At 42.1% G+C, this 24087-nt stretch carries 4 protein-coding genes and 2 pseudogenes; all 6 read left to right on the top strand.

Features of this window, described 5'->3' with window-relative positions; genetic code table 11:
* The first annotated feature begins 7 nt into the window (after window positions 1-7).
* The 6 genes and pseudogenes from SCALIN_RS06140 to SCALIN_RS23345 all read left to right on the top strand — a co-directional run bounded on the left by SCALIN_RS06140 (window position 8) and on the right by SCALIN_RS23345 (window position 23868).
* Window positions 8-9256 carry an SDR family NAD(P)-dependent oxidoreductase gene (locus tag SCALIN_RS06140; protein WP_096893529.1) on the top strand — a complete coding sequence of 3083 codons (9249 nt, stop codon included), beginning with the start codon at window positions 8-10 and terminating at the stop codon, window positions 9254-9256.
* The gene (locus SCALIN_RS06135; RefSeq protein ID WP_096893528.1) at window positions 9256-12282 is read left to right on the top strand and encodes a beta-ketoacyl synthase N-terminal-like domain-containing protein; all 3027 of its coding nucleotides are present in this window, start codon (window positions 9256-9258) and stop codon (window positions 12280-12282) included. The genes SCALIN_RS06140 and SCALIN_RS06135 overlap by 1 nt, the downstream gene beginning before the upstream one ends.
* Window positions 12273-20894: pseudogene (locus SCALIN_RS06130) on the top strand (SDR family NAD(P)-dependent oxidoreductase); the annotation flags it as partial. The gene SCALIN_RS06135 and the pseudogene SCALIN_RS06130, both read left to right, overlap by 10 nt.
* A gap of 195 nt (window positions 20895-21089) precedes the next feature.
* Window positions 21090-23282: pseudogene (locus tag SCALIN_RS23815) on the top strand (type I polyketide synthase); the annotation flags it as partial.
* A 78-nt stretch (window positions 23283-23360) separates the two neighbouring features.
* Window positions 23361-23738: a polyketide synthase dehydratase domain-containing protein gene (locus SCALIN_RS23810; RefSeq protein ID WP_420885421.1), complete on the top strand. Its 378-nt coding sequence runs from the start codon at window positions 23361-23363 to the stop codon at window positions 23736-23738.
* Window positions 23739-23745: 7 nt separating this feature from the next.
* Complete coding sequence (locus SCALIN_RS23345) at window positions 23746-23868, top strand: hypothetical protein (RefSeq protein WP_261341001.1); 123 nt, start codon at window positions 23746-23748, stop codon at window positions 23866-23868.
* Window positions 23869-24087: the final 219 nt, after the last annotated feature.

Raw genomic sequence — 24087 nt, 5'->3', positions numbered from 1 at the left:
TTTACTTATGGATGCTTATGAGAGGGCTGGTGTTTCACCGGACACGGTTACGTATATTGAGGCGCATGGTACTGGTACTGAGTTGGGCGATCCTGTTGAGGTGAATGGACTGAAGAAGGCGTTTAGTGGATTATATAGAAAATTTGATATGGTGCAGGAGAGGAGTAATTATTGTGGACTTGGATCGGTCAAGTCAAATATAGGTCATTTAGAGACGGCAGCCGGTATAGCAGGGGTATTAAAAGTGCTTTTGGCCTTGAAGCATAAGAAGATTCCCGCAACGATTAATTATAAAGAGCCTAATGCTTATATCGATTTAAAGGGTAGTCCATTCTATATAGTGGATAAGGCAGTGGATTGGCAACAGTTGAGTGATCAGAATGGTAACTTAATACCGAGGAGGGCAGGGGTAAGTTCTTTTGGATTTGGTGGTTCGAATGCCCATGCAATTATTGAAGAATATATTCCAAATCCAGGGCGAAATAAAACAGAGATAGTGGTAAATGTGACTAACCCTGTTTTGATAGTATTGTCGGCTAAAAACGGGGAGCGTTTGAAGGTTTATGCCAAGAAGTTGCATTCCTTTTTAGTGAATAAGGTAGATGCGCTCGTTCTCCCTGATATTGCATATACTTTACAAATGGGTCGTGAAGAGATGGACAGTCGTCTTGCCTTGCTGGTTGATTCAAAAGAAGACCTTTTGAATCAATTAAGAGCATTCATTGAGAATAGAGATAGTAGAGAGAAATCCTATACTGGTGAAGTAAAAAAAGGTTCTGACACATTAGCTTTATATACAGTGGATGATGACCTTAAAGAGGTAATAAATAAATGGATGTCTCACGGCAAAATCGACAAACTAGCTGAATTATGGGTAAAAGGACTAAGTATACAATGGGACAAGCTCTATGGAAAAGTCAAACCGAAACGTTTATCTCTTCCTACATATCCATTTCTTGAAGAGATATACTGTATACAAAATGAGGACAAGAAAGAATACTCAGATGCGGGAAATGTGGTTTTATCGCTTCATCCTTTACTGCAACGTAATATGTCAGACCTCGCTGAACAACGATATACTACAAAGTTAACGGGTAATGAATCGTTCTTAAATACCAATCTCAACATTAAAGATAAAATGTTGCCAGAAGTGGCTTGTCTGGAAATGGCACGTGCCGCGGGGAGAATGGCTGCTGGTAACGATGTCCTTACTATTAAAGATGTTGTATGGGCTATGCCCATACATGTTAATAAGAAACCCCTGGAAGTCTCAATTAGTTTATTTCCTGAAGATAGCCATATCGAATTTGAGATAAGTTCACGAGCAAGCATGGAGGAAGCGGAATTAAATGTTCATAGTCAGGGTAAACTTGAAATTGGAGATTATTCAGAACAGACTGCAAGATATATAGATATAAATGCTATTAGATCAAGATGCGGTGATGAGTTGACGGGTACTGAATGCTATGAAAATTTAACTAATCTTGGTAAAAGTTATTCACCGGAGTTTCAGAGTGTTCAATCTCTGTATTATAAACAAGGTGAAGCTTTGGTTGAACTGCGATTGCCGAATGGTGTTGCAGAGATTGATAGTCAGTTTATGTTGCACCCGACTTTACTCGACGGTGTTATACAATCAATAGTAGGTGTCTTAACAAAAAAACTATTTTCTGATGTTATAAATACGTTGTGTCCATATAAAGTAAGAAAAATTAAGATTTATGATAACGTTCAAGAGAGAGCATTTGCATATATAAAATATAGTTTAAAGACAAGAGACGAGGATTATAAGACGAAATATGATGTTGATATTTCTGATGATAACGGCAGGGTTTTGGTCTCTTTAGCAGGGCTTGAGTTGATGCCGGTCGAGGGTACATTCTCAGATGAAGAAGGTAGAGTTAAAGAAGACTCCTCAATGGTATCAGAAGAGTCTGAAAATAAAATAAAAGAGCCTTTTAAGTTGATGACCTTTGAAGAAGAATGGCAGGAGGCAGATTTATCAGAGATTGATATCAGTACTTTAGAGCTCGGCAATATAATATGTTTCGTTCACGGCAAAGACCAGCATAAAGAACTACAGGATTACATAAAAAAATGTAATCGTAAGGAAAATATTTTTTTTGTCAATACAGGTAACTCCTTTAAACAGAAATCACAGTATGAGTACGAGATTAACCTCAATAAATTTCAAAGTTATCAGAGATTGTTTGCGTCAATAGAGAAAGTAGAACAAAAAATTAATTCCTTATTATTCTTTTCTGCATTTAGAGATGATATGGGGAAAAAATCATTAAAACATATTTTTTATCTTTTGAATGCAATAAAGAGTACACCAATATTTATAAATAGAATTTTGATGGGCGGAAAATTGGATAATGGAAAAACCCAATGTTATGCGGAATCATGGTTAGGATATGAACGTTCATTAGGATTAATTATGCCGCATACAAATTTGTCATGTGTATATATGGGAGCACAGTCTTTTAGTTTTGGTCAGTGCTGTGATTATATGTTTCAAGAGGCAGCGGTTACAAATGAAATTCAACAAATGAGCGTTCGTTACCAATCAGGGCAACGTTATGTTTATAAGATCAAAGAAATAAAAAAAACCAATAGGTATAAAAATAGTATAAAGCCACAAGGGACATATCTGATAACAGGTGGCTGTGGAGGTCTAGGATCTCTCTTTGCAGGGTATCTGGCAGAACGGTATAAGGTCAGACTGATTCTGACTGGACGATCTGCTTTAGATACAAAGAAGGAGAAGTATCTCAAGGATCTGCAGAATAAAGGTGCAGTGGTATGTTATGAACAGGTTGACATTTCTCATCGGGAGCAAATGACAAAGATGCTTCAACGTATAAAGAGGCGTTTTGGAGGCATTAATGGTGTTATTCATGCTGCAGGTGTAGAAAGTGTAAAAACTGTCTTTGACAAGAAATGGAGTGGCTTTAAACAGATCCTCCTGCCAAAGGTCCAGGGAACGGTGGTATTGGATGAGATTACAGCCAGAGAACCTCTCGATTTTACTTGTTACTTTTCTTCTTCCTCTGCCGTTCTGGGTGACTTTGGGGCTTGTGACTATGCGATAGGGAATCGTTTCCAGATGGCTTATGGCCAGTATCGTACATACCTGACTCAGGAAGGGAAACGTAACGGGAAGACCATTGTTATTAATTGGCCATTGTGGAGAGAAGGGGGTATGGGTGTTCGGGATGATGAAAATACGGAGATGTATTTAAAATCAAGCGGACAACGATTTCTGGAAAAAGAGGAAGGGTTTGAAGCTTTCGAAGATTTATTGTGTCAGGAACGAACAAGTACATTAGTTCTCTGTGGCCAAAAGAGCCGGTTAGAAAGGTTTTTGAAGATTGAAGGAAAATCAATTTCGGATCTAAAGACTGCAAAGGATATCCAGGCAGGAATTGGTCGTTTGACAGGGTATGAGAGTTTATCTATACATGAATGTATTCAGCGTGACCTTAGCCGTATGATCAGCAAGCTATTAAAAATTAAGGATACTCGTGTTGCCGTCAACGAAAACCTTCTTGACTTTGGATTTGAGTCGATTAGTTTGGCCGAGTTTGCACGGATGTTAAGTAGTTACTATGGCCTGAATATTACACCAACCGTCTTTTTTGGATATCCGACAATTGAAAAACTGGGGCAATATTTTACTACAAATCATAAGAAAACAATTACAGATTTTTATGGAAAAAAAACAGATAAAGAGCAAAAACCTGTTCACATATCATTAAAAAATACAAATATATCAATACGAGAACCGCTTACTCCCTTAAAGAAGGACCGTTTTAAGGTTATTCAAAATGGTCATGCTCATGTTCAGTACGAACCGATTGCAATTATTGGTGCGAGTGGTCGTTTCCCTCAATCAGAGAATAAAGAGATTTACTGGGATCATTTATATAATAAAGAAAATTTAATAACTGAAGTCCCTCCTGAGAGGTTTGACTGGAGAAAATACTATGGGGACTCGTTAAAGGATTCTGGGAAAACGAATTCAAAATGGGGTGGTTTTATTCCGGATATAGACAAATTTGATCCACTTTTTTTTGGCATATCACCGAAGGAAGCGGAGATGATGGATCCTCAACACCGTATTTTTCTCGAAGAAGTATGGCATGCAATAGAAGATGCTGGGTACGCGGTAAGCAGTTTGTCTGGGAGAGGGATTGGATTATTTGTTGGGGTACAGTTTCAGGAATATCAACAACTTTTAGCGAAACATTTTGGAAAAATAAATGCTCAGATAGTAACGGGGAATTCACATGCAATGCTCGCCAATCGGGTTTCGTATCAATTAAATATTCATGGTCCCAGTGAGGCTATCAGCACAGCATGCTCAGCAAGTCTGGTAGCTATTCATAGAGCAGTTGAATCAATACAAAACGGTGAGAGTGAATTAGCAATAGCAGGTGGTGTAAGTATGAATCTTCTGGCGGAAACATGGGTGGGTACAAGTCAACTGGGAGTATTGTCACCTGACGGAAAATGCAAAACTTTTGATAAAAAAGCTGACGGTTTCGTTAAAGGAGAAGGAGCAGGCGCAATATTATTAAAACCTTTGTCCCAGGCAAAAACTGATCGTGATTTTATATATGGAATAATTAAGGGATCTGCAGTAAATCATGGAGGGAAATCAAATTCTTTAACATCTCCGAATTTGAAAGCACAGTCTGATTTATTAGTGACAGCTTATAAAATGGCAGGAGTAAGCCCTGAAACAATAAACTATATTGAAACCCATGGGACCGGGACTAAATTAGGTGACCCTGTAGAGGTTGAAGGATTAAAGGATGCTTTTAGTCGGTTATATGAAATAAATAAAAAAGAGATGAAACACAAAAATTATTGTGGTCTGGGGGCGGTAAAAACTAATGTAGGTCACTTAGAGCCAGCAGCAGGTATCGCAGGTGTATTTAAGGTGCTTTTAGGAATACAACACGAATGCTTTCCTGCAAACCTCAATTTTGAAGAGACAAATCCACATATTGATTTGAAAGATAGCCCATTTTACCTTGTAAACGAAACGCAGAAATGGAAAACGCTTTATGATGATCAGAATAATCCTATACCCAAACGGGCAGGAATAAGTTCTTTTGGGTTTGGAGGCACTAATGCGCATGTTGTTATAGAAGAGTATCTTCCTGTGTCTGTTGAGCATGGGCCGGTGAAGATTATTAACGCAAAAACACCAGCGTTGGTTGTTTTATCAGCAAAAAATAGTGAACGTCTTAAAGTTTATGCTGAACGGTTGCTTGGTTTTATAAAAAGGCTGGATGAAGGTGGTAAAGAAAGTCGAAGCCTCGCAGACATTGCTTATACACTTCAGGTGGGCCGAGAGGCAATGGATTATCGAGTGGCATTTCTGATTAAGGGTAAAAAGGAGCTTGCTGCCAAATTAGAAGCATTTATAGCGGAGAAGGGTGACAAAAATGACATAGATGCTCTCTATTCAGGAGAAGTGAGAAGAGACAGGAATGCCTTAGCATTTTTCGCCTCGGATGAAGACACAAAAGAGTTGATAACCAAATGGATTGAAAAAGGCAAGTATGACAAAATTGCCGAACTTTGGGTAAATGGATTCAATTTGGACTGGGAACTATTGTATGGCGATTGTAAGCCTAAACGGATAAGTTTGCCGACATACCCTTTTGCCAGGGAACATTACTGGATACCTGGTGCAGAGGGAGAAATAGTAGACCAGAAAAGAGAAAGCATGTCTGGATTTCATCAAACGACACAGAAAAGCAATCTGGATCCAGAGTACGTTATAGAAAAAGATCAGATGCAGATGTTATCTAAACAGTGGCATTCGGAAAGGCTTACCGATACGATAGCTCAGGAAAAAGGAGAGATACTGCTACTGGTCACCCCTGATATACTTACGTTTGCTGAGACACTGTTTGCCGGTAGTCCCGGTATTAACACATTCATTTGTTGTCAGAATGAAGCGATGAAAAGAGTAGATGATAATCACTATGAGCTCGATTTTTATCACGAGGAACAGGGAATTGCGGTTTATCAGCAGTGGAGTGAAAAGAGATCGGATGACTTGATAGGTTGTATGGACTTGACCGCACTGAGCACTGATTATGATGACTCGAAAGCAGTTGAGGCTGGTAAGCTGGTTTTTTTACAACAGCTAATAGAGCATAAGCGAGGCACAGGACTTAAGTTGGTTCAGATTACGAGTAACCTGCAGGATTACGGGCTAAAGACGACGAGAATGAATGGAGCTAGATTAGCGGGATTGTATCGCATGTTGGGCGCTGAATACAAACAGGTCGTTTCGAAGACAGTTGATATAGATGTTTCATTAAATGATAGATTGAAACTGAAAGAAACACTGATTCAAGAATGGTCTTCCTCAGATAAACATAATGAATGTTGTTATCGGAATGGTATTCGACATGTATCTACACTTAAGGTTATTCAATCAGGGCTTGAGATTGAGGAGGCCGCAACGAATGGACAAAGATATCCAAGTGATAGGGTATTAGTTATTACCGGTGGTACACGCGGTATCGGGGAGGCTGTTGCAAAGCATATGGTTGCTAAAGGTGTGCGAAGGCTGGTATTAATGGGTAGAGAGCCGCTTCCAGAGCGTTTTCAATGGCAAGAAATAATTTCTGACCGGAAAACATCACCAGTGTTACGGCAGAAGATACTGGATATACAATGGTTGGAGGCACATGGTGCCGAGGTAGAGATTTATTGTGGGTCATTAACAGATAGGAAAGCGTTACTGAAATTATTTAAGCTGGCTAAGAAAAAGATGGGTGAGGTTTTTGGTGTAATACACTGTGCCGGTGTCGTGAAGATGGAGAATCCTGCTTTTATTCGAAATTCAGTTTCTTATGTTCGTGAGGTCTGTGAACCGAAGGTTGAAGGGTTGGCGTGTTTACATGAGGTATTAAAACAGGAACCGATAGAGTTTTTTGTCTTGTTTTCATCGGTATCGGCTATTATACCAACACTGGCTTCAGGGCAGGCAATCTACGGTATGGCGAACGCTTATATGGACTTTTTTGCAAGTTATCAGTACCGTCAGGGTTACCGCTATTATCGCTCATTGAACTGGCCGAATTGGAAGGAGAAGGGTGTGGGCGGTGATGTTAGTCCTGCGTATCAACGTACGGGATTACTGTCTCACGATACGAAAGCTGGTTTGAAGTTGATGGATGCAGCTATCGCATTAAAAGACATTCCTGTTTGTATGCCGTGTGAAAGCAGGAAATCAGGGCCTTGGTTTGAAGATCTATTGAAGACTGAATTGATTTGTGAGATAACGTTACCACCAGTATCTAAGAAAAGGATGGCTGCACATAAAACTATAAAAAATGGTGATATTCAAGAACTAGAGGTAATTACTCTGGAGTGGTTGAAAGAGCTTTTTGCCAAGGTATTGAAGATAGATGCCGGGCAACTCGATCCGGATGTATCGTTTAGTGAATATGGAGTAGATTCAATATTATTAGCAGAGTTGGTACGAGAGATCGAAAAAGAACTTGAAATGTCATTAGACCCTTCTGTAATTCTGGAATGTCCACAATTGTCACTATTGGTTAACTATATAGTAGAGGAGTTTGGCGATAAGTTAATTCTGTTATTTAAAGACAGATCTTCTCGCTGTGAAATGCCAAAAGAGCCTTCTTCAATTTATGATGATGCATTAGATCAAAAACCAGACCAGGTGAGTCAGATAAAAAAGAATATTGATCAAGTTCCATTACAAAATGGCGTAGTACAAGCAGAAAAAATAGCAGTGGTAGGGTTAGCATGTCATTTTCCAGGTGCTCCAGACATTGATACCTTCTGGTTTAATTTAAAGAGTGGTACTGACAGTATTATTGAAGTACCTGCAAACCGCTGGGATATCCGCAAATATTATAGCACAGATTACCAACCAGGAAAAAGTATCAGCAAATGGGGTGGCTTTATTGAAGGTATAGAAGAATTTGATCCTGAATATTTTGGGATCTCAAAAGAATTGGCCCCACATATTGATCCTTTAATGCGTCAATTTTTAGAGGTGGGTGTAGAAGTGATTAATGATGCGGGTTATACAAAAAAAGAAATCTGGGGAAAGGATGTTGGAGTATTTGTCGGGTCCAGGATTAGTAATTTTGTATACTATCTTCCAAATGTCCTCAAAGAATCGATTGTTGGAACCGGACAAAACTTTATCGCTGCCCTTTTATCACATATATATAATCTTAAAGGGCCTAATATGGTCATCGATACAGCCTGCTCTTCTTCTCTGAGCAGTCTGCATTTAGCCTGTCAAAGCCTGGCTAAAGGAGAATCGGAGATGGCCATTGCTGGAGGTGTTGATGTCCTTTTAGATCAGTTACCATATATTGCATTGAGCGAAGGCAGGGCCCTTTCTCCAGATGGACGATGCTACACATTTGATCAACGCGCTAATGGATTTGTTCCTGGAGAAGGTTGCGGTGCTGTTTTACTGAAACCGTTGAAAAAGGCCATCATGGATAATGATCGTGTTTATGGGATAATTGAAGCCACCGCGATGAATAATGATGGGAATACGATGGGAATTACAACTCCTAATCCAGATGCCCAGCGTGAGGTGATCCAGAAGGCGCTGCAGAAATCGCAAGTGAATATTCGAAGTATTACATATATGGAAACTCATGGGACTGGTACCATGATAGGTGATCCGATGGAGTTAAAAGGATTAACAAGCGTTTTTCGTCGTTTCACGCAAGACCAACAGTTCTGTGCTGTGGGTAGTGTAAAAAGTAATGTTGGTCACTTGCTCAGTGCGGCAGGGATTGCGAGTCTTATCAAGGTCATGTTATCGATTTATCATCAACAGATACCGCCAACCCTGCATTGCACTAAACCTAACAGCCGTTTTGTGTTTAAACAATCACCATTTTATCCTAATATCATACTCAAAGAGTGGTTAGGATATAAAGGTGTAAGACGTGCAGGTATAAGTTCTTTTGGTTTTGGGGGGACTAATGTGCATGTGATTGCAAGTGATCAGGGCCTTGAATACGACAGTAAAAATGTCAAACGGCAGCCTCTGCCAATAATAGCCTTTAATAGAAAATATTTTTGGCCTGTTCAAAAAGATAATAAATCAAAAGTGATGAGTGGGTTTAAAGAAAGCTTAACACCAGGGAACGATGGAATCGATCTAGATGAAATAGAGTTTGATGATTTCTTTAAAACAGAAAAATTACCTGGAGTACAAAAGTGATGACAAGTGGTAAAGAGATTTTTGTACAACTGATTAAAAACAATAACCTCATAGTACGAGATCATCGGGTACATCAAGTCAGGGTTTTACCTGGAGTTACCTTTATAGATATGGTGTACCGTCTGGCGGGAGATTATTTTAAAACAAGAGATTTAGAATTAAGGAATGTATTGTTTAAAGAACCGTTAGCAACATCAGATGAATTTGACAAAAAGGTATACGTCTCCTTTACTCCGGTTGAGTCTTATTGGAAGGTAGAGATAAAAAGTCAAAAAGTGAGAGGTGATGACATTGTTGATACAAAATTCGATGAGAATATGGAGTGTTTACTATATTATTACGATGATCGGCAAGTGGCGGGAAAAGAGTTTGATCCGGATGCCTTTATCCAGGATGCAACTGATCAGTTCGATATGGATGATATTTATGGTATGGCCAGGTCATTAAATATTAATCATTATGCTTTTATGAAGACCATGGGCACCGTTTATCAAAGAGGTAGTGAAGAGTTAATGGTCCTCACTATCAGTGAATTGGCACAGAAGTTTCTATCAAGGTTCTATCTGCATCCTGCTTTTTTAGACGGGGCGACGTTTGCAGGAGCATCTTTTAATATAGATCAGGGAAATGTGTTATCGGGGCCGATGAAACTGAACCCATACATCCCTTTCATGATAAAGGTATTCAGGGCTTACAAAGAACTGCCAGATAAGATTTATGTATACAGCTATGATAACTCTCAATTAATAAAAAATAGAGAAAAAAAGCAGAATGATGGTCAACCTGATTTAATAAAAAAGAACATTACAATATACAATGAAAATGGGAAATGTTTAGTTGAATTTGGCGAACTGGTATCAAAACAGATTCGGCATCAGGGCTTGATTCAACGTCTGACCGAATCAGGTCAGAAAGAGCATGGTTATAACAATATCGATCTTGGACCAGAGCAACAAACACAAGTACAACAACACATAGGACTGGAATCTCAAAAAGAACACCATCAACAAACTCTTCTTAACGGTATTGAAGATGATCCTATGAGAAGTGCCATCATTTCCGACTTAAAAGGAAGAGTTGCAACGAAGCTAAACAAGGAACCAGATACAATTTCAACAACAACAGGGTTTTATGATTTAGGCTTAGATTCTACTCAGTTGTTGACTATAGTCAGGGAGCTGGAAAAGAAGTGTAGTCATGAATTTTATCCAACACTTCTGTTTGAGTATACCAATATTGAGGACTTGAGTGGGTATTTATTGGAAAATGAAGCAGAGCATTTTCATATTGATAAGGAATTGGATGATAAGGAAGAAACTATGTCCGATTATATTCATGAAACAGAAAGCCTTATTAACCAGGAGCAGGAACATAGTAAACCTATACCTCTAATATCAGGGTCACAAACGCAGGAAACGGAGAATTGTGACATTGCTGTAATAGGATTGGCTGGGCGTTATCCGGGCGCGTCTGATCTATGGGACTTATGGGAAGTTGTATCTAAGGGTAAGAATTGCATAACAGAGGTGCCGGATGACCATTGGAAGGTAGATGGCTTTTATAGCCCTGATTTTGAGTTAGGCCGCCAGAGTATCAGCAAATGGGGGGGCTTCATAAACGATGTGGATAAGTTTGACCCCCTGTTTTTTAAAATATCTCCAAGTGAGGCGGAGCGGCTAGACCCTCAGTTGAAACTGTTATTGGAGACTGCATGGCATACTATTGAAGATGCGGGATATTCATTAAAAGATTTGTCCCGATACATAGGCGGTGTCTATGTTGGTGTAATGAATGATGATTATACATGGGTATCTGCAGAACATTATGTGAAGAGTGGACACTATATAAGTCCTGGTAGTTATGCCCATGAGTTAGCAAATAGAATTTCTTATGCATTTAATTTTCAAGGACCGAGTTTTACCGTTGAAACCGCCTGTTCGTCATCATTGACTGCTATTCATCTGGCGCGACTGGCGGTAATGCGTGGAGATTGTCAGATCGCATTGGCAGGCGGTGTCAATATCAGTTTGCATAGAAGCAAATATTTAATGCTGAGCGGCATGAGGATTTTATCGCCGGAAGGAAAAGAGAAGACCTTTGACGCAAAAGCAGATGGTTATGTGCCGGGAGAAGGGGTTGGGTTGGTGTTGCTTAAGAAACTGGAGAATGCTGTTGCAGATGGTGACCATATCTATGGAGTGATTAAAGGGTCTGCTATTAATCATTCTGGGACTGGTAGTGGTAAATTTATACCCAATATAAAGCCACTGGAAGCAGTAGTTGAACAATCACTCGCGGAAGCACGCGTGCATCCTGAGCTGTTAGATTATGTAGAAGCGCATGGAACTGGGACAGTTTTAGGTGACCCTGTTGAAATTAAGGCGTTGGCAAATGTATTTCAGAGGTATACATCCAGGAAAGGGTACTGCGCGTTAGGCTCTAAAGCTAATATAGGCCACCTTGAGTCAGCTTCCGGTATTTGTTCCTTAACAAAGGTGTTACTATCTATGAAATTTGGATTGGTCCCAATGTGCACAAATATAGAAACTATTAATCCAGGCATTCCGATTCAAACTTTTCCATTTTACATTCCAACAGAAACCCGTAAATGGCCCAAACCAGCAGGTCAAAGGATTGCGGCTATTAATTCATTTGGCGTAGGCGGATCAAACTGCTTTATGGTGGTGTCCGATTATGAACAACCAATAGTAAAATCTGAAAAAAAGAAGAGACAGGTTGTAGTGTTATCTGCCAGAACAAAAGAAGGTTTAAGTGATTATGCCAGGAGATTAAGAGAGTATTTTGTTAAAGGGGATGAGCATCGCTCACGTTTCCGGTATACATTCGAAAATATGGTATGGACGTTGCAGGTGGGACGGGAAGCAATGGAGCATCGTTTAGCCATTGACGTAGTTGATGAGAAAGATATGTTAGAAAAGCTGGGTGCTTTTATAGAAGGACGTTCTGATGTCTCTGGTATTTATCAAGGGTATAGTAAGGAAAAAAAAGTGATGTTATGGAATTAACTGCTGGCAAAGAAGGAGATGCGTTTATTAAAAGTCTGATTCAGAATAACAAAACAGGTAAGTTGGCAAGGCTGTGGGTAAGTGGTTTTCACTTTGATTGGAAAACTCTTTATCATAAAAATAGTTGTCAACGAATACCTCTTCCCACATATCCGTTTGCGCGGGAACGTTGCTGGATGCCTGAGGTGGGAGCAGATGAGGTAAATATTGCTGGTGGTGTAATGAGGCTTCATCCCCTGCTTGAGCGTAATACTTCGGATTTAACAGAGCAGAGATTTACTACGGTGTTAACTGGAGGAGAGTTTTATCTGAATGACTATAGGGTTCAGGGCGAGAAGATGTTGCCAGGGGTAGCTTACATAGAGATGGCACGTGCAGCAGGAAGTGTTGCGTCTAAGGGTGATATTACAAGGATCAGGAACATAGCATGGGCCGGTCCTGTCCGTGTCAATAGTGCTGCTCAGGAGTTGTCAATAAGTTTATATCCTGAGAACAGCAATATCTCTTTTGAGGTGAGTACACACACAGAGGGTGATGAGCGTGTGGTACATTCCCAGGGTATTCTTGAGACCGGGGATTATGGAAAGATGACTGGAAAGACTCTTGATCTGAATGCCCTCCGATCAAGGTGTGATGGTGAGATAGATGGGCCAGGGTGTTACAAGGCATTTTCGAGTCGAGGGTTGGGCTATGGCCCTTCGTTCCGTGGTATAGAATCCCTGCGTTATAATGAGCGTGAGGTCATGGCGAGGTTGATTATGCCGGAGAGTGTCAGAGATGTGTCGGGGCAGTATATGTTGCATCCGAGCCTGATGGATAGTGCGTTGCAGGCGACACTTGAATTGGCAGTGTCATCGACCGGTGTTGGCGGAGCTGGTGATGGAGTATCCTTGCCGTTTGCCCTGAAAGACGTGTTTATATATGGGTCGATACCTGAGACGGCATATGCGTATGTGAGGTTTAGTGAAGGTGCGGACATAGAGGGCAGGGTGCTGAAGTATGATATCGACATTACGGATGAAGAGGGCCGTATTGTAGTAGAGATGAAGGAGTTTATGGTCATGGCGTTGCAGGGAGGCGAAGGCGCTTTAAAGCCCCAGTCAGATTGTGACGTTCTTTATGCTACAACCAGATGGGAGGACCACGCCTTACAAGGTGTGGAAGCAAAGAGTGATGTAGACTATTTAATAGTAATTGCTGACAGTGGAGAAGGGCTGAGTGAGTTGCTTTCAGCAGAATGCCCTGATGCAGAGATTGTTGCTCTGTCTACTTCGGCAAAGGACGTAGGTCGTGATGTTGAGGGGATGTTTATAGAGGTGTTTGAGAAGATACGTGGTCGTCTGGAGAATAAGCCGAAACGGGTACAGAGGATACTGGTATTGGTGCCTGATGGAGATGCCGGTTATTGTTACGCGCCCCTTGCGGGGCTACTCAAGACGGCCCATATTGAGGGCCCTCGGATAGAGGGCAGGATGATTTACTGTCCTCTATTTACGGAAGAGAGTAGGGCACAGTTTGTTGCCATGGTCAAACAGGAGTCCGCTTCTGAAGTGGGTGGCGATATAGAAGTGCGGTATAGTGACGGGGTAAAGGAACGGCAGGTAAAGCGTCTGGTGGAAGTGAAAGAGGTTACACAGGGTGCAGAAGCGGTTCGGCTTATCAAGCCGGGAGGAGTGTACTGGATAACAGGTGGTTTTGGCGGATTGGGACGGATCTTTGCTGAGCACTTTGGTCAGACTGAAGGGGTGAAGCTGGTCTTAAGCGGCCGGTCTGTACTAAACGAAGAGAAGCAGCAAGAGTTAGATACATTGAGACAAGATGGCCTTGATGTCAGTTATATACAGTCCGATATTAGTAAGCTTGATGACGTTGCAAAGGCGTTCAAGGCGATTAAGGAGAAACACGGTAAGCTCGACGGTGTTATTCATAGTGCGGGAGTAATTCGTGATGCGTTTATCCAGAAGAAGACTGATGATCAAATTAGGGAGGTGTTTTCTTCCAAGGTAAACGGCGCAGTGAACCTTGATGCCGCAACTAAAGATGAGGAGCTTGATTTCATGGTGTTCTTTTCATCAGTTGCTGGCGTACTGGGTAATGTAGGCCAGAGTGATTATGCCGGGGCGAATGCCTTTCTGGATGCGTTTGCGGTATATCGTCAGGAGCAGGTTAATGCGGGAAAGTGTTCCGGGAAAACCGTTTCCATAGGTTGGCCGTTATGGCGAGAAGGCGGTATGAAAGTGGATGATCAGGTGGAGCACATGATGAAAGATGTAAGTGGGATGTCGTTGCTTGAGACATCAGTGGGGGTTGACGTCTTTGAGCGTTTACTGATGACAGAGTACTCGCATGTGATTGTGGCGGAAGGTGATGTGGTCAAGATGCGGGAAAAGCTGTTGTTACAGAAACCTGCTCAACCCGTAAAAGCTCAAAAAGCGTTAAGGACAACACCACAAGTAGATATGGATGAGTTGATAGAGAACGTGAAAGAGGATTTAGTGCGTGATGTGTCTGACATGCTTAAGGTAAAGAAAGAGGACATAGATTTTGAATCTGATATCAGTGATTATGGGTTTGATTCAGTAACGCTGACGGAATTTGCGAACAAGATTAACCAGGAGTACAGTGTGGAGCTAAACCCGGCAGTTTTTTTTGAGCATTCAACGTTAGGTTCATTTGCTGATTACCTGGTGTTACAGAACAGGGAGCAGCTTGTATTGAAATATCTGTCTGGAGGCCGGGAGATAACAAAAGAGGCGCTAATGGTAGATGCGCAAGAGGATGAAGTGGGTCTGAAACCGATACGGTCCAGATTTATGGCACAGAGTGATAAGCCGGCGAATACAAGTTATGTAGGACCGTGTCCGGTAGCCGTGATAGGGATGAGCGGCAGGATGCCAGGCAGTAGTAATCTGGAGGAGTTCTGGAAAAATCTTGAGGGTGGGAAGGATTTGATAAGTGAGATACCTGCGGACCGTTGGGATTGGCGCGCGTACTATGGAGATCCGCAGAAAGAGGTGAATAAGACGAATATCAAGTGGGGTGGATTTATTGATGATGTGGACAAGTTTGATCCGATGTTTTTTGGTATTTCACCTAAAGAAGCAGAGTTGATGGACCCACAACAACGTCTGTTTATGGAATGTGTCTGGGAGACTATTGAAAATGCCGGGTATAAAGCATCTGATCTGTCTGGAACAAAAACAGGATTATTTGTTGGAGTGTCAAACAATGATTACCATGAATTATTAGCACAAGGAAATGTTGGCATAGAGGCCCATACCCCGCTAGGGCTATCGCATTCTGTGTTGGCCAACCGCATATCGTACATTCTGGATCTTCGTGGTCCGAGTGAGCCGATAGATACGGCGTGCTCTAGTTCGTTAGTATCAATACATAGGGCGATTATGTCAATAGAGTCAGAAAATTGTGAACTGGCGATTGCCGGCGGTGTGTGTACATTACTATCTCCTGCGGCGTTTATTGCCTTCAGCAAGGCAGGTATGCTTTGTGAGGATGGTCGTTGTAAATCATTTTCTGATAAGGCCAACGGTTATGTTCGTGGTGAGGGTGTTGGCGCGGTTTTTTTAAAACCGTTAAGCAAAGCAATTGCTGACGGAGATCATATTTACGGTGTTATCAGGGGCACTTCAGAAAACCATGGTGGACGTGCTAATTCACTGACGGCCCCAAACCCTAATGCGCAGTCTGATTTGCTTATAACTGCTTATGAGAAAGCCGGTATTTCACCTGATACAGTAAGTTATATGGAGATGCACGGCACTGGTACAGGATTAGGGGACCCAGTTGAAGTGAACGGCCTTAAGAACGCGTTTAGCGAATTATATCGTAGGACTCATAAGGAACAAAAAGAGAGTAATTATTGCGGCATAGGTTCAGTTAAAACCAATATTGGTCATTTAGAATCTGCAGCAGGGATAGCGGGTGTTTTGAAGGTGCTGCTGGCACTACAGCATAAGACCCTCCCTGCCAGCCTGCATTGTGAAAATGTCAACCCTTACATCGATCTCAAGGGCAGTCCATTCTATATCGTCAAAGAGACGCAGGAGTGGAAGGAGATGGTGGATGAACGGAAACACCATCTACCGAGACGGGCAGGGGTCAGCTCTTTTGGATTTGGCGGCGCTAATGCGCATATAATCCTTGAAGAGTACATTCCGGGACGAACCCGGAACACGCCAGTTATAGAGGTGAACGCTTCTCACCCTGCTATAGTAGTATTGTCGGCCAGAAATTCCGCATGTTTGAAAGCTTCTGCTGAGAGGTTACTCGGGTTTATCAGTGGGAAGGTGCACAATAGAAATAAGGAACATCACCTTTCTGATATCGCTTATACCTTACAAGTTGGTCGTGAAGCGATGGAGAGTCGAGTGGCCTTTTTAGTAAAGAATGAGAAAGGCCTAATTGATAAATTGGATGCCTTTTCTGCCGGTAGGCAGGATATAGATGATTGCTTCATAGGTGAGGTTAAGCAGAATAAAGACACATTAAGGCCCTTTACTGCAGATGATCTAAAAGAGACGATAGACAAATGGATTGCCAGGGGCAATCTTGGCAAACTCGCTGCTCTTTGGGCAAAGGGGTTTGATTTAGACTGGTCTCTGCTCTATGGTGAACAGAAACCCAAACGTATAAGTTTACCTACTTATCCATTTGCCCGCGAACGATACTGGGTCCCGGAAACCGATGAGCATGGAATTGTTAATAGGCATGGAGACGGCTTGGGCGGTGTATCCGTATTGCATCCATTATTGGACCGGGTAGATCTTGCATCAAGTCTTGCCGTAAACAGGGGGTTCGTTTTTGGCAAGGTTCTAAAGCCGACTGACACTATCCTGGACCATCACCAGGTAAGACTGCAGCCTGTTTTTCCAGGTGTGGGTTATCTTGAGATGATAACTGCGGCAGTGAAACAAATCCAGCCTGAAAAGCGCTTTGTTCTGAAACAAGTTGTCTGGGTTCAACCGATAATTGTGACAGAAGAACAGTATATTCAACTAATCCTAAAGGCCCGGGATACAGGTAGTGGTTTTTACTACGAGATTATTAGTAACCAGAACGCAGAGCCTGTTATACACAGCAGGGGTTATATCGAAGAGGTTTCCGGGCCAAAAGAAGATGAAAATGTTGATATTGAGCAGTTAAAGCAAAAATTGTCAAGCCGTTGGCAGGACCAACAGGGCAAGACACGCTTTTATGAGGCCATTTCGCAAGCAGGTATTCAATATGGAGAGTATTTTCAAGGTGTCGAGGCAATATGGGGTGGTGATCAAGAGGCGTTGGGCTTGATTCAAATCCCTGAATTCTATAAAAAAGAATTGAAGGATTATTATCTGCATCCTGCGCTGATGGATGCCGCGCTTCAATGCTGTGCGGGTATTGTTAATCCAAACCCATCATCTCAGATACAGCTTCCTTTTTCCATGGGAGAGGTTGAGTGTTATCACCGTCTTACTTCAAAGATGTATGCTTATGTGAAGAAGGAGTCTGAACAACGTTATCATCTTGCTTTGGTCAATGAAGAGGGACAGGTTTGTGTGAAATGCCACGATTTTGAATTCAGGCCAATGAGAGATCCTCTGGAGAAGCTAATGTTTGTTCCCCGTTGGGTCCGGGAACCGCTAAAAATTGTTGAAACGAAATCCCAACTATCTTCTACATCAAGGGTTTTAATCATCTATCACGCTCATAGCTTTGGATTAGAGCAATCACTGATAGAATCTGAGGGAGTTGAGGAGTGTATTCAGCTTTGTCTCGGAGCGGAGACTGAAAAAAAGACAGATAGCTGCTGGTCGGTTGATCTGAAAGACCCTGATGGGATCATAAGCTGTTTACGTCAATTGCCTGAGTTTCGTAAGATTTACTTTTTAGGTGGATTACATACAAATGCAGATTATAGCTTAGAGCTGCCTTTCTTAGAAGAACGGCAGGAGTATGGGGTTTTGAGTTGGTTTCGAACTATTAAGGCAATGGTTGAAGTTGGGGTATGCTCAGAAGGCTCAGGAGCTGATAGTAGTTTACTCAGGAACTGTCATTATTTGAATAGCAGTAGTCAGGTAGATCCTGGTGGGGCGAGTTTACTGGGTTTAACCCAATCTCTGGAGAAGGAATATCCTGTCTGGCGTATAAAAAATATAGATTTTAGTCAACAATTGCTATGTAAACGTCAAGCTCATAAGACCCTTGTGCATCAGATACAGTCAGAACCGGTAAATGTCTCAGGAAATAGTGTGGTTTATCGGGATGGTCAACGTTATGTTGAGAGACTGACACGGTTGTCTTTGCCCGCATCTCAAAGTATCGGATTTCGAGAATGTGGTGTGTATGTTGTTCTTGGTGGTGCTGGTGGAATAGGATATGAACTTACCAGGTATCTTATTAAGCATTATCAGGATCAGGTATTCTGGCTGGGACGTCGAGAATTGAATGATGATATCCAGGGTAAGATCGAAGCAATTGGTGCAGAGGGTGTCCTCCCTGTATATATACAGGCTGATGCGACGGACCTTGACAGTATGAAACAAGCGGTGAGACAAGTAAAAGAGCAGGCCGATCAAATTCATGGTGTAATTCATTCCGCAATTGTATTAAGAGATAAAGCCTTAGAAAGGATGGATGAAGAAACCTTCTGTACGGTTTTAGCACCCAAAACCATGGGCAGCGTGATATTGCACCAAGTCCTAGAGGCGGAACCACTTGATTTTATGATGTTCTTTTCCTCCGCCCAATCGTTTGCCGGAGCGCCGGGACAGAGTAATTACGCTGCAGGTTGTACCTTTAAAGATGCTTATGCCCATGCGCTGAGAAGTCGACTATCCTGTTCTGTTCATATTATCAACTGGGGATATTGGGGGAGTGTAGGTGTTGTCGCAAAAGATGAATATCAGAGGCGTATGGCCAAACAGGGGATTAATTCAATAGAACCGGCTGAAGGGATGGAGGTCCTTGAACGTGTCATATCACAGGGTGTTAATCAGATTGTGCCGATGAAGATAGCGGAGTCAGTGGTGAGTGAAATGGGTATTGAACCGGACCATAAGATACGTATTTATAACGAAACACAGCCTTCATATTTAGAATCTATCTCTCGGCAATTGCCGGACCGATCAGGCACTTTAAAGGAGATAAGCACTCAAGGTTCAGCCTATAAAGCGTTGGACCATTTTGCAATTAATGGATTGATTGCAGCTGTTTCCCGGCTTGGTTTGTTTGATGATCTATCAATTCCACTGGAAATTGAAGCGTTAAGACGTGGTCTGGGCATCGTTGTCAAGTATGAAAGATTGTTTCAGGAGCTGGTTGATATGCTTTGCCAGGTGGATTGTCTGGATGAAAAAGAAGGTTTGATTATATTGAAACAAGACATTCAATCGATACAAAAGCAGGTCAAGCAATTTGATTTAGAGGTACATTCAAAAGAACTTGTCCAGAGACATCCTTATCTGAACAGTCCTGTCCAGTTACTTAAACCGTGTCTTGAGGCTTTGCCTGATATTTTAACAGGCAAGGTCCCGTCAACGGATATTATCTTTCCCAATTCCTCAATGGATCTGGTAGAGGGTGTCTATAAGGGTAATCCATCTGCAGACTATTTCAATGAATGTGTAGCAGACGTGGTTGAGGTCTATGTGCAAGAGCGTGTCAAAGATTTAAAAGATTCGGAGAAAATATGTATTCTGGAAGTGGGTGCAGGGACAGGTGGGACCAGTGCGTCTGTCTTTAAACGGCTGAAGGAGTATGCAGAGCATCTGGACTATGTTTATACTGATGTTTCAAAGAGTTTTTTGATGTATGCAGAGGAGCATTATTGCAGAGGGAACCCCTATGTAAGTGTAAAAATGTTTGATGTTGAAAAACCGCTTGCAGAACAAGGTATTCAAGAGGACTACTTTGATATAGTGATTGGGGCCAATGTGCTGCATGCCACACAGGAGATGGCTAATACGCTTGATCAGGTTAAAGGAGCGTTAAAAGCAAGAGGGTTGTTATTGCTGAACGAGATGGGTGTTAAGCGGGACTTTATAACCCTGACATTCGGTTTGTTGGATGGTTGGTGGTTGTATCGGGATGAAGAGGTTCGTCTCAAAGGGTCCCCCGGTTTATCACCAGAAAGTTGGGAGCGGGTTTTACACCATCAAGGGTTTGATGATGTGGCTTTTATAACAAAGGAGGCACATCATCTGGGTCAGCAGGTGATTGTCGCTGAGAGTAATGGGTTAGTTTGTCAGAAAGAGGTTATTGCACTAGCCAGCAGGGCAACTGGTATCGTCGGGGAAACCGTATCAGTTTCTGCTTCTGATAAACAGACTGTGAGTTCAGAGGTGAACCGTGATACGAATATGGATTTATCAACACATCAAATAGCAGGTTTTTATGATACAACTCCTCAGATTTTAAAAGAAAAAGCAAGTGTTTATATTAAACGCTTGTTAGCCTCCACATTAAAGATGCCTTCGGATAAAATAGATACACAGGTACCATTCGAAAAATATGGAATTGATTCAATATTGGTTGTGCAATTAACTGATCAGTTGGAAAAAGTATTTGGTAACTTGCCTCGAACACTATTTTTTGAATATCAAACCATGGAACAGCTGACTGACTATTTTATAGAGCAGCATCGTGACAAACTGACTAAACTTTTAGGCTTAGAGGTGTCGATATCTGCAAAGAAAGGATTGAAGGTAACTCAAAAAGGTATTTTCAAAGAGCGTAAATCTGATTTGATTTGTACTTCAGAAGAAGGGAAAGAAACGGGTTTATCAGAAATCAGTTATGTTGATCCATCGGAACAAAAGATTTCACAACAACAATTTTCAGATGATATTGCTGTAATTGGTATCAGTGGTCGTTATCCCCAAGCCAGGGGTGTCAAAGAATTATGGGATAATCTCAAATCTGGTAAAGATTGTATTACTGAAATTCCCAAAGAACGCTGGGAGCATAGTAAATATTTTAAGCATGATAAAAGCGGGGTTGATTTGACCTGTGGAATGTATGGTGGATTTATTGATGATGTAGATAGGTTTGATCCGTTGTTTTTCAATATTTCTCCACGTGAGGCAGAGATCATAGACCCTCAGGAGCGGTTATTTCTTGAAACAGCATGGGAAACACTGGAAGATGCAGGCTATACAAGGGAATGCCTGCAGAATCAGAAAGGCAATGTTGGTGTGTATGTTGGTGTGATGTACGAAGAGTATCAATTCTACGGTATTGAAGAGAGCCTGAAAGGTAAATTGATGGCCTTCTCATCTAGCCCTTCAAGTATTGCCAACCGGGTGTCTTATTTCTGTAATTTTCATGGTCCAAGTATAGCGGTTGATACAATGTGTTCTTCGTCGTTGACAGCAATCCATCTAGCATGTCAAAGTTTGAAAAGGGGTGATTCTAAATTGGCATTAGCTGGAGGAGTGAATGTGTCTGTCCATCCCAACAAATTTATTATGCTCAAACAGGGAAAATTTCTATCAAACAAGGGTCGTTGTCAAAGCTTTGGTGTAGGAGGTGACGGGTTCATACCTGGAGAAGGAGTAGGCTGTGTGTTATTAAAGCCATTGCAAAAGGCCATTAATGATGGAGATCATATCTATGCTGTTATTAAGGGCGCTGCCGTAAATCATGGTGGTAAGACCAATGGGTATACAGTGCCTAATCCCAATGCCCAGAGAGATGTGATTGGAGAAGCTATTAAAGAAGCGAGGGTTGATCCACGGTATATAAGTTATATTGAAGCCCATGGGACAGGAACATCGCTAGGCGATCCCATTGAGATAGCAGGGCTGTCTAAGATGTATCAGACATTTACTAATGACAGGCAGTTTTGTGCTATTGGTTCGGTTAAATCGAACATTGGGCATTGTGAATCAGCGGCAGGGATAGCGGGTCTTACCAAGGTTTTACTACAACTTAAGTACCGCAAGCTTGTACCATCGTTGCACTCTGAGACTTTAAATCCCAATATTGATTTTAGTCAAACTCCTTTTGTGGTTCAGCAGGATTTTTCCGCATGGGAAAGACCTGTAATTAAAGATAATGGACATGAGAAGGAATGTCCTAGGATAGCAGGCATTTCTTCCTTTGGGGCAGGAGGTTCGAATGCCCATGTAATTATCGAAGAATACATTCCAGCGCAAGTCCAGAGTCGACCTCTGATAAAAATTAATGCATCACGACAAGCGTTGGTTGTTCTATCAGCCAGGAATCAGGAACGACTAAAAGGATATGCTGAAAGACTGCTTTCATTTGTCAAGGAGCAAGAGAAGGATGAATCATATGAATGTCACCTTGCAGATATTGCCTATACCTTACAGGTGGGACGTGAAGCAATGGACAGTCGTGCTGCCTTTCTGGTTAAGGATAACAAAGACCTTATAAATCAATTGGAAGCCTTTGCTGCAGGCAAAGAGGGTATAGAAGATTGTTATACAGGTGAGGTGAAAAGGAACAAGGATGTTTTGTCCGTGTTTGCGGTAGATGATGACCTTCAGGAGGCGATAGACAAATGGATAGCCAAGGGCAAGCTCAGCAAGTTGGCAGAGTTATGGGTGAAAGGCCTGGTATTGGACTGGGACCTTCTTTATGGTGAACATAAACCATGTCGTATCAGCCTGCCGACGTATCCGTTTGCAAGGGAGCGCTGCTGGGTCCCGGACGGTGGTAACCAGAGATCGGTTATCAATAATCAGATATCGGAGGTAATTCATCCGTTATTGCATCGCAACACATCAGATTTAACAGAACAACAGTTTACAACGCGATTGACAGGAAAGGAGTTTTTCTTAAGTGACCATCGCATAAATGACGAGAAGGTCTTGCCTGGGGTGGTGTATGTAGAGATGGCACGTGCGGCGGGAAGTGCTGCGTCTAAGGGTGATATTACCGGGATCAGGAACATCGTATGGGCCCGTCCTGTCCGTGTCGATAGTGCTGCTCAGGAGTTGTCGATAAGTCTATATCCTGAGAACAGCAATATCTCTTTTGAGGTGAGTACACACACAGAGGGTGATGAGCGTGTGGTACATTCCCAGGGTATTCTTGAGACCGGGGATTATGGAGATATGAGAGGAAAAACTCTTGATCTCGGGGCCATCCGATCAAGGTGTGATGGTGAGATAGATGGGCCGGGGTGTTACAAGGCGTTTTCCAGCCGGGGGTTGAGCTATGGCCCTTCGTTCCATGGGATAGAAGCCCTGCGTTATAATGAGCGTGAGGTCCTGGCGAGGTTGATTATGCCGGAGAGTGTCAGAGATGTGTCGGGGCAGTATGTGCTGCATCCGAGCCTGATGGATAGTGCGTTGCAGGCGACACTGGGATTGGCCGTGTCATCGACCGGTGTTGACGGAACTGGTGATGGAGTATACCTGCCGTTTGCCCTGAACGAAGTGTTTATATATGGGTCGATACCTGAGACGGCGTATGCGTATGTGAGGGTATAGTGAAGGCGTGGATATAAAGGGCCGGGTACTCAAGTATGATATCACTATTACGGATGAAGAGGGCCGTATGGTAGTAGAGATGAAGGAGTTTTATGGTCAGGGCGTTGCAGGGGGGCGAAGGCGCTTTTAAGCCCCAGTCAGATCATGACGTTCTATATGCTACAAGCAGATGGGGATGACCACACCTTTGCAAGATGTGGAAACAAAGGGATGATGTAGACTATTCTGATATAATTGCAAAAGTGGAAAAAATTAAGAGAGTTGCTTTCAGCCCGAGTGTCCCTGACGCAAAGGTTGGTTGGTCTGTCTGCTTCGAAAAAAAAGAACCGGTCGTGAATGTTTGAGGGAA

The organism is Candidatus Scalindua japonica, assembly GCF_002443295.1.
Classification (GTDB): domain Bacteria; phylum Planctomycetota; class Brocadiia; order Brocadiales; family Scalinduaceae; genus Scalindua; species Scalindua japonica.
The sequence above is the reverse complement of the archived record's forward strand: the minus strand, read 5'-3'. Positions and strand labels throughout refer to the sequence as shown.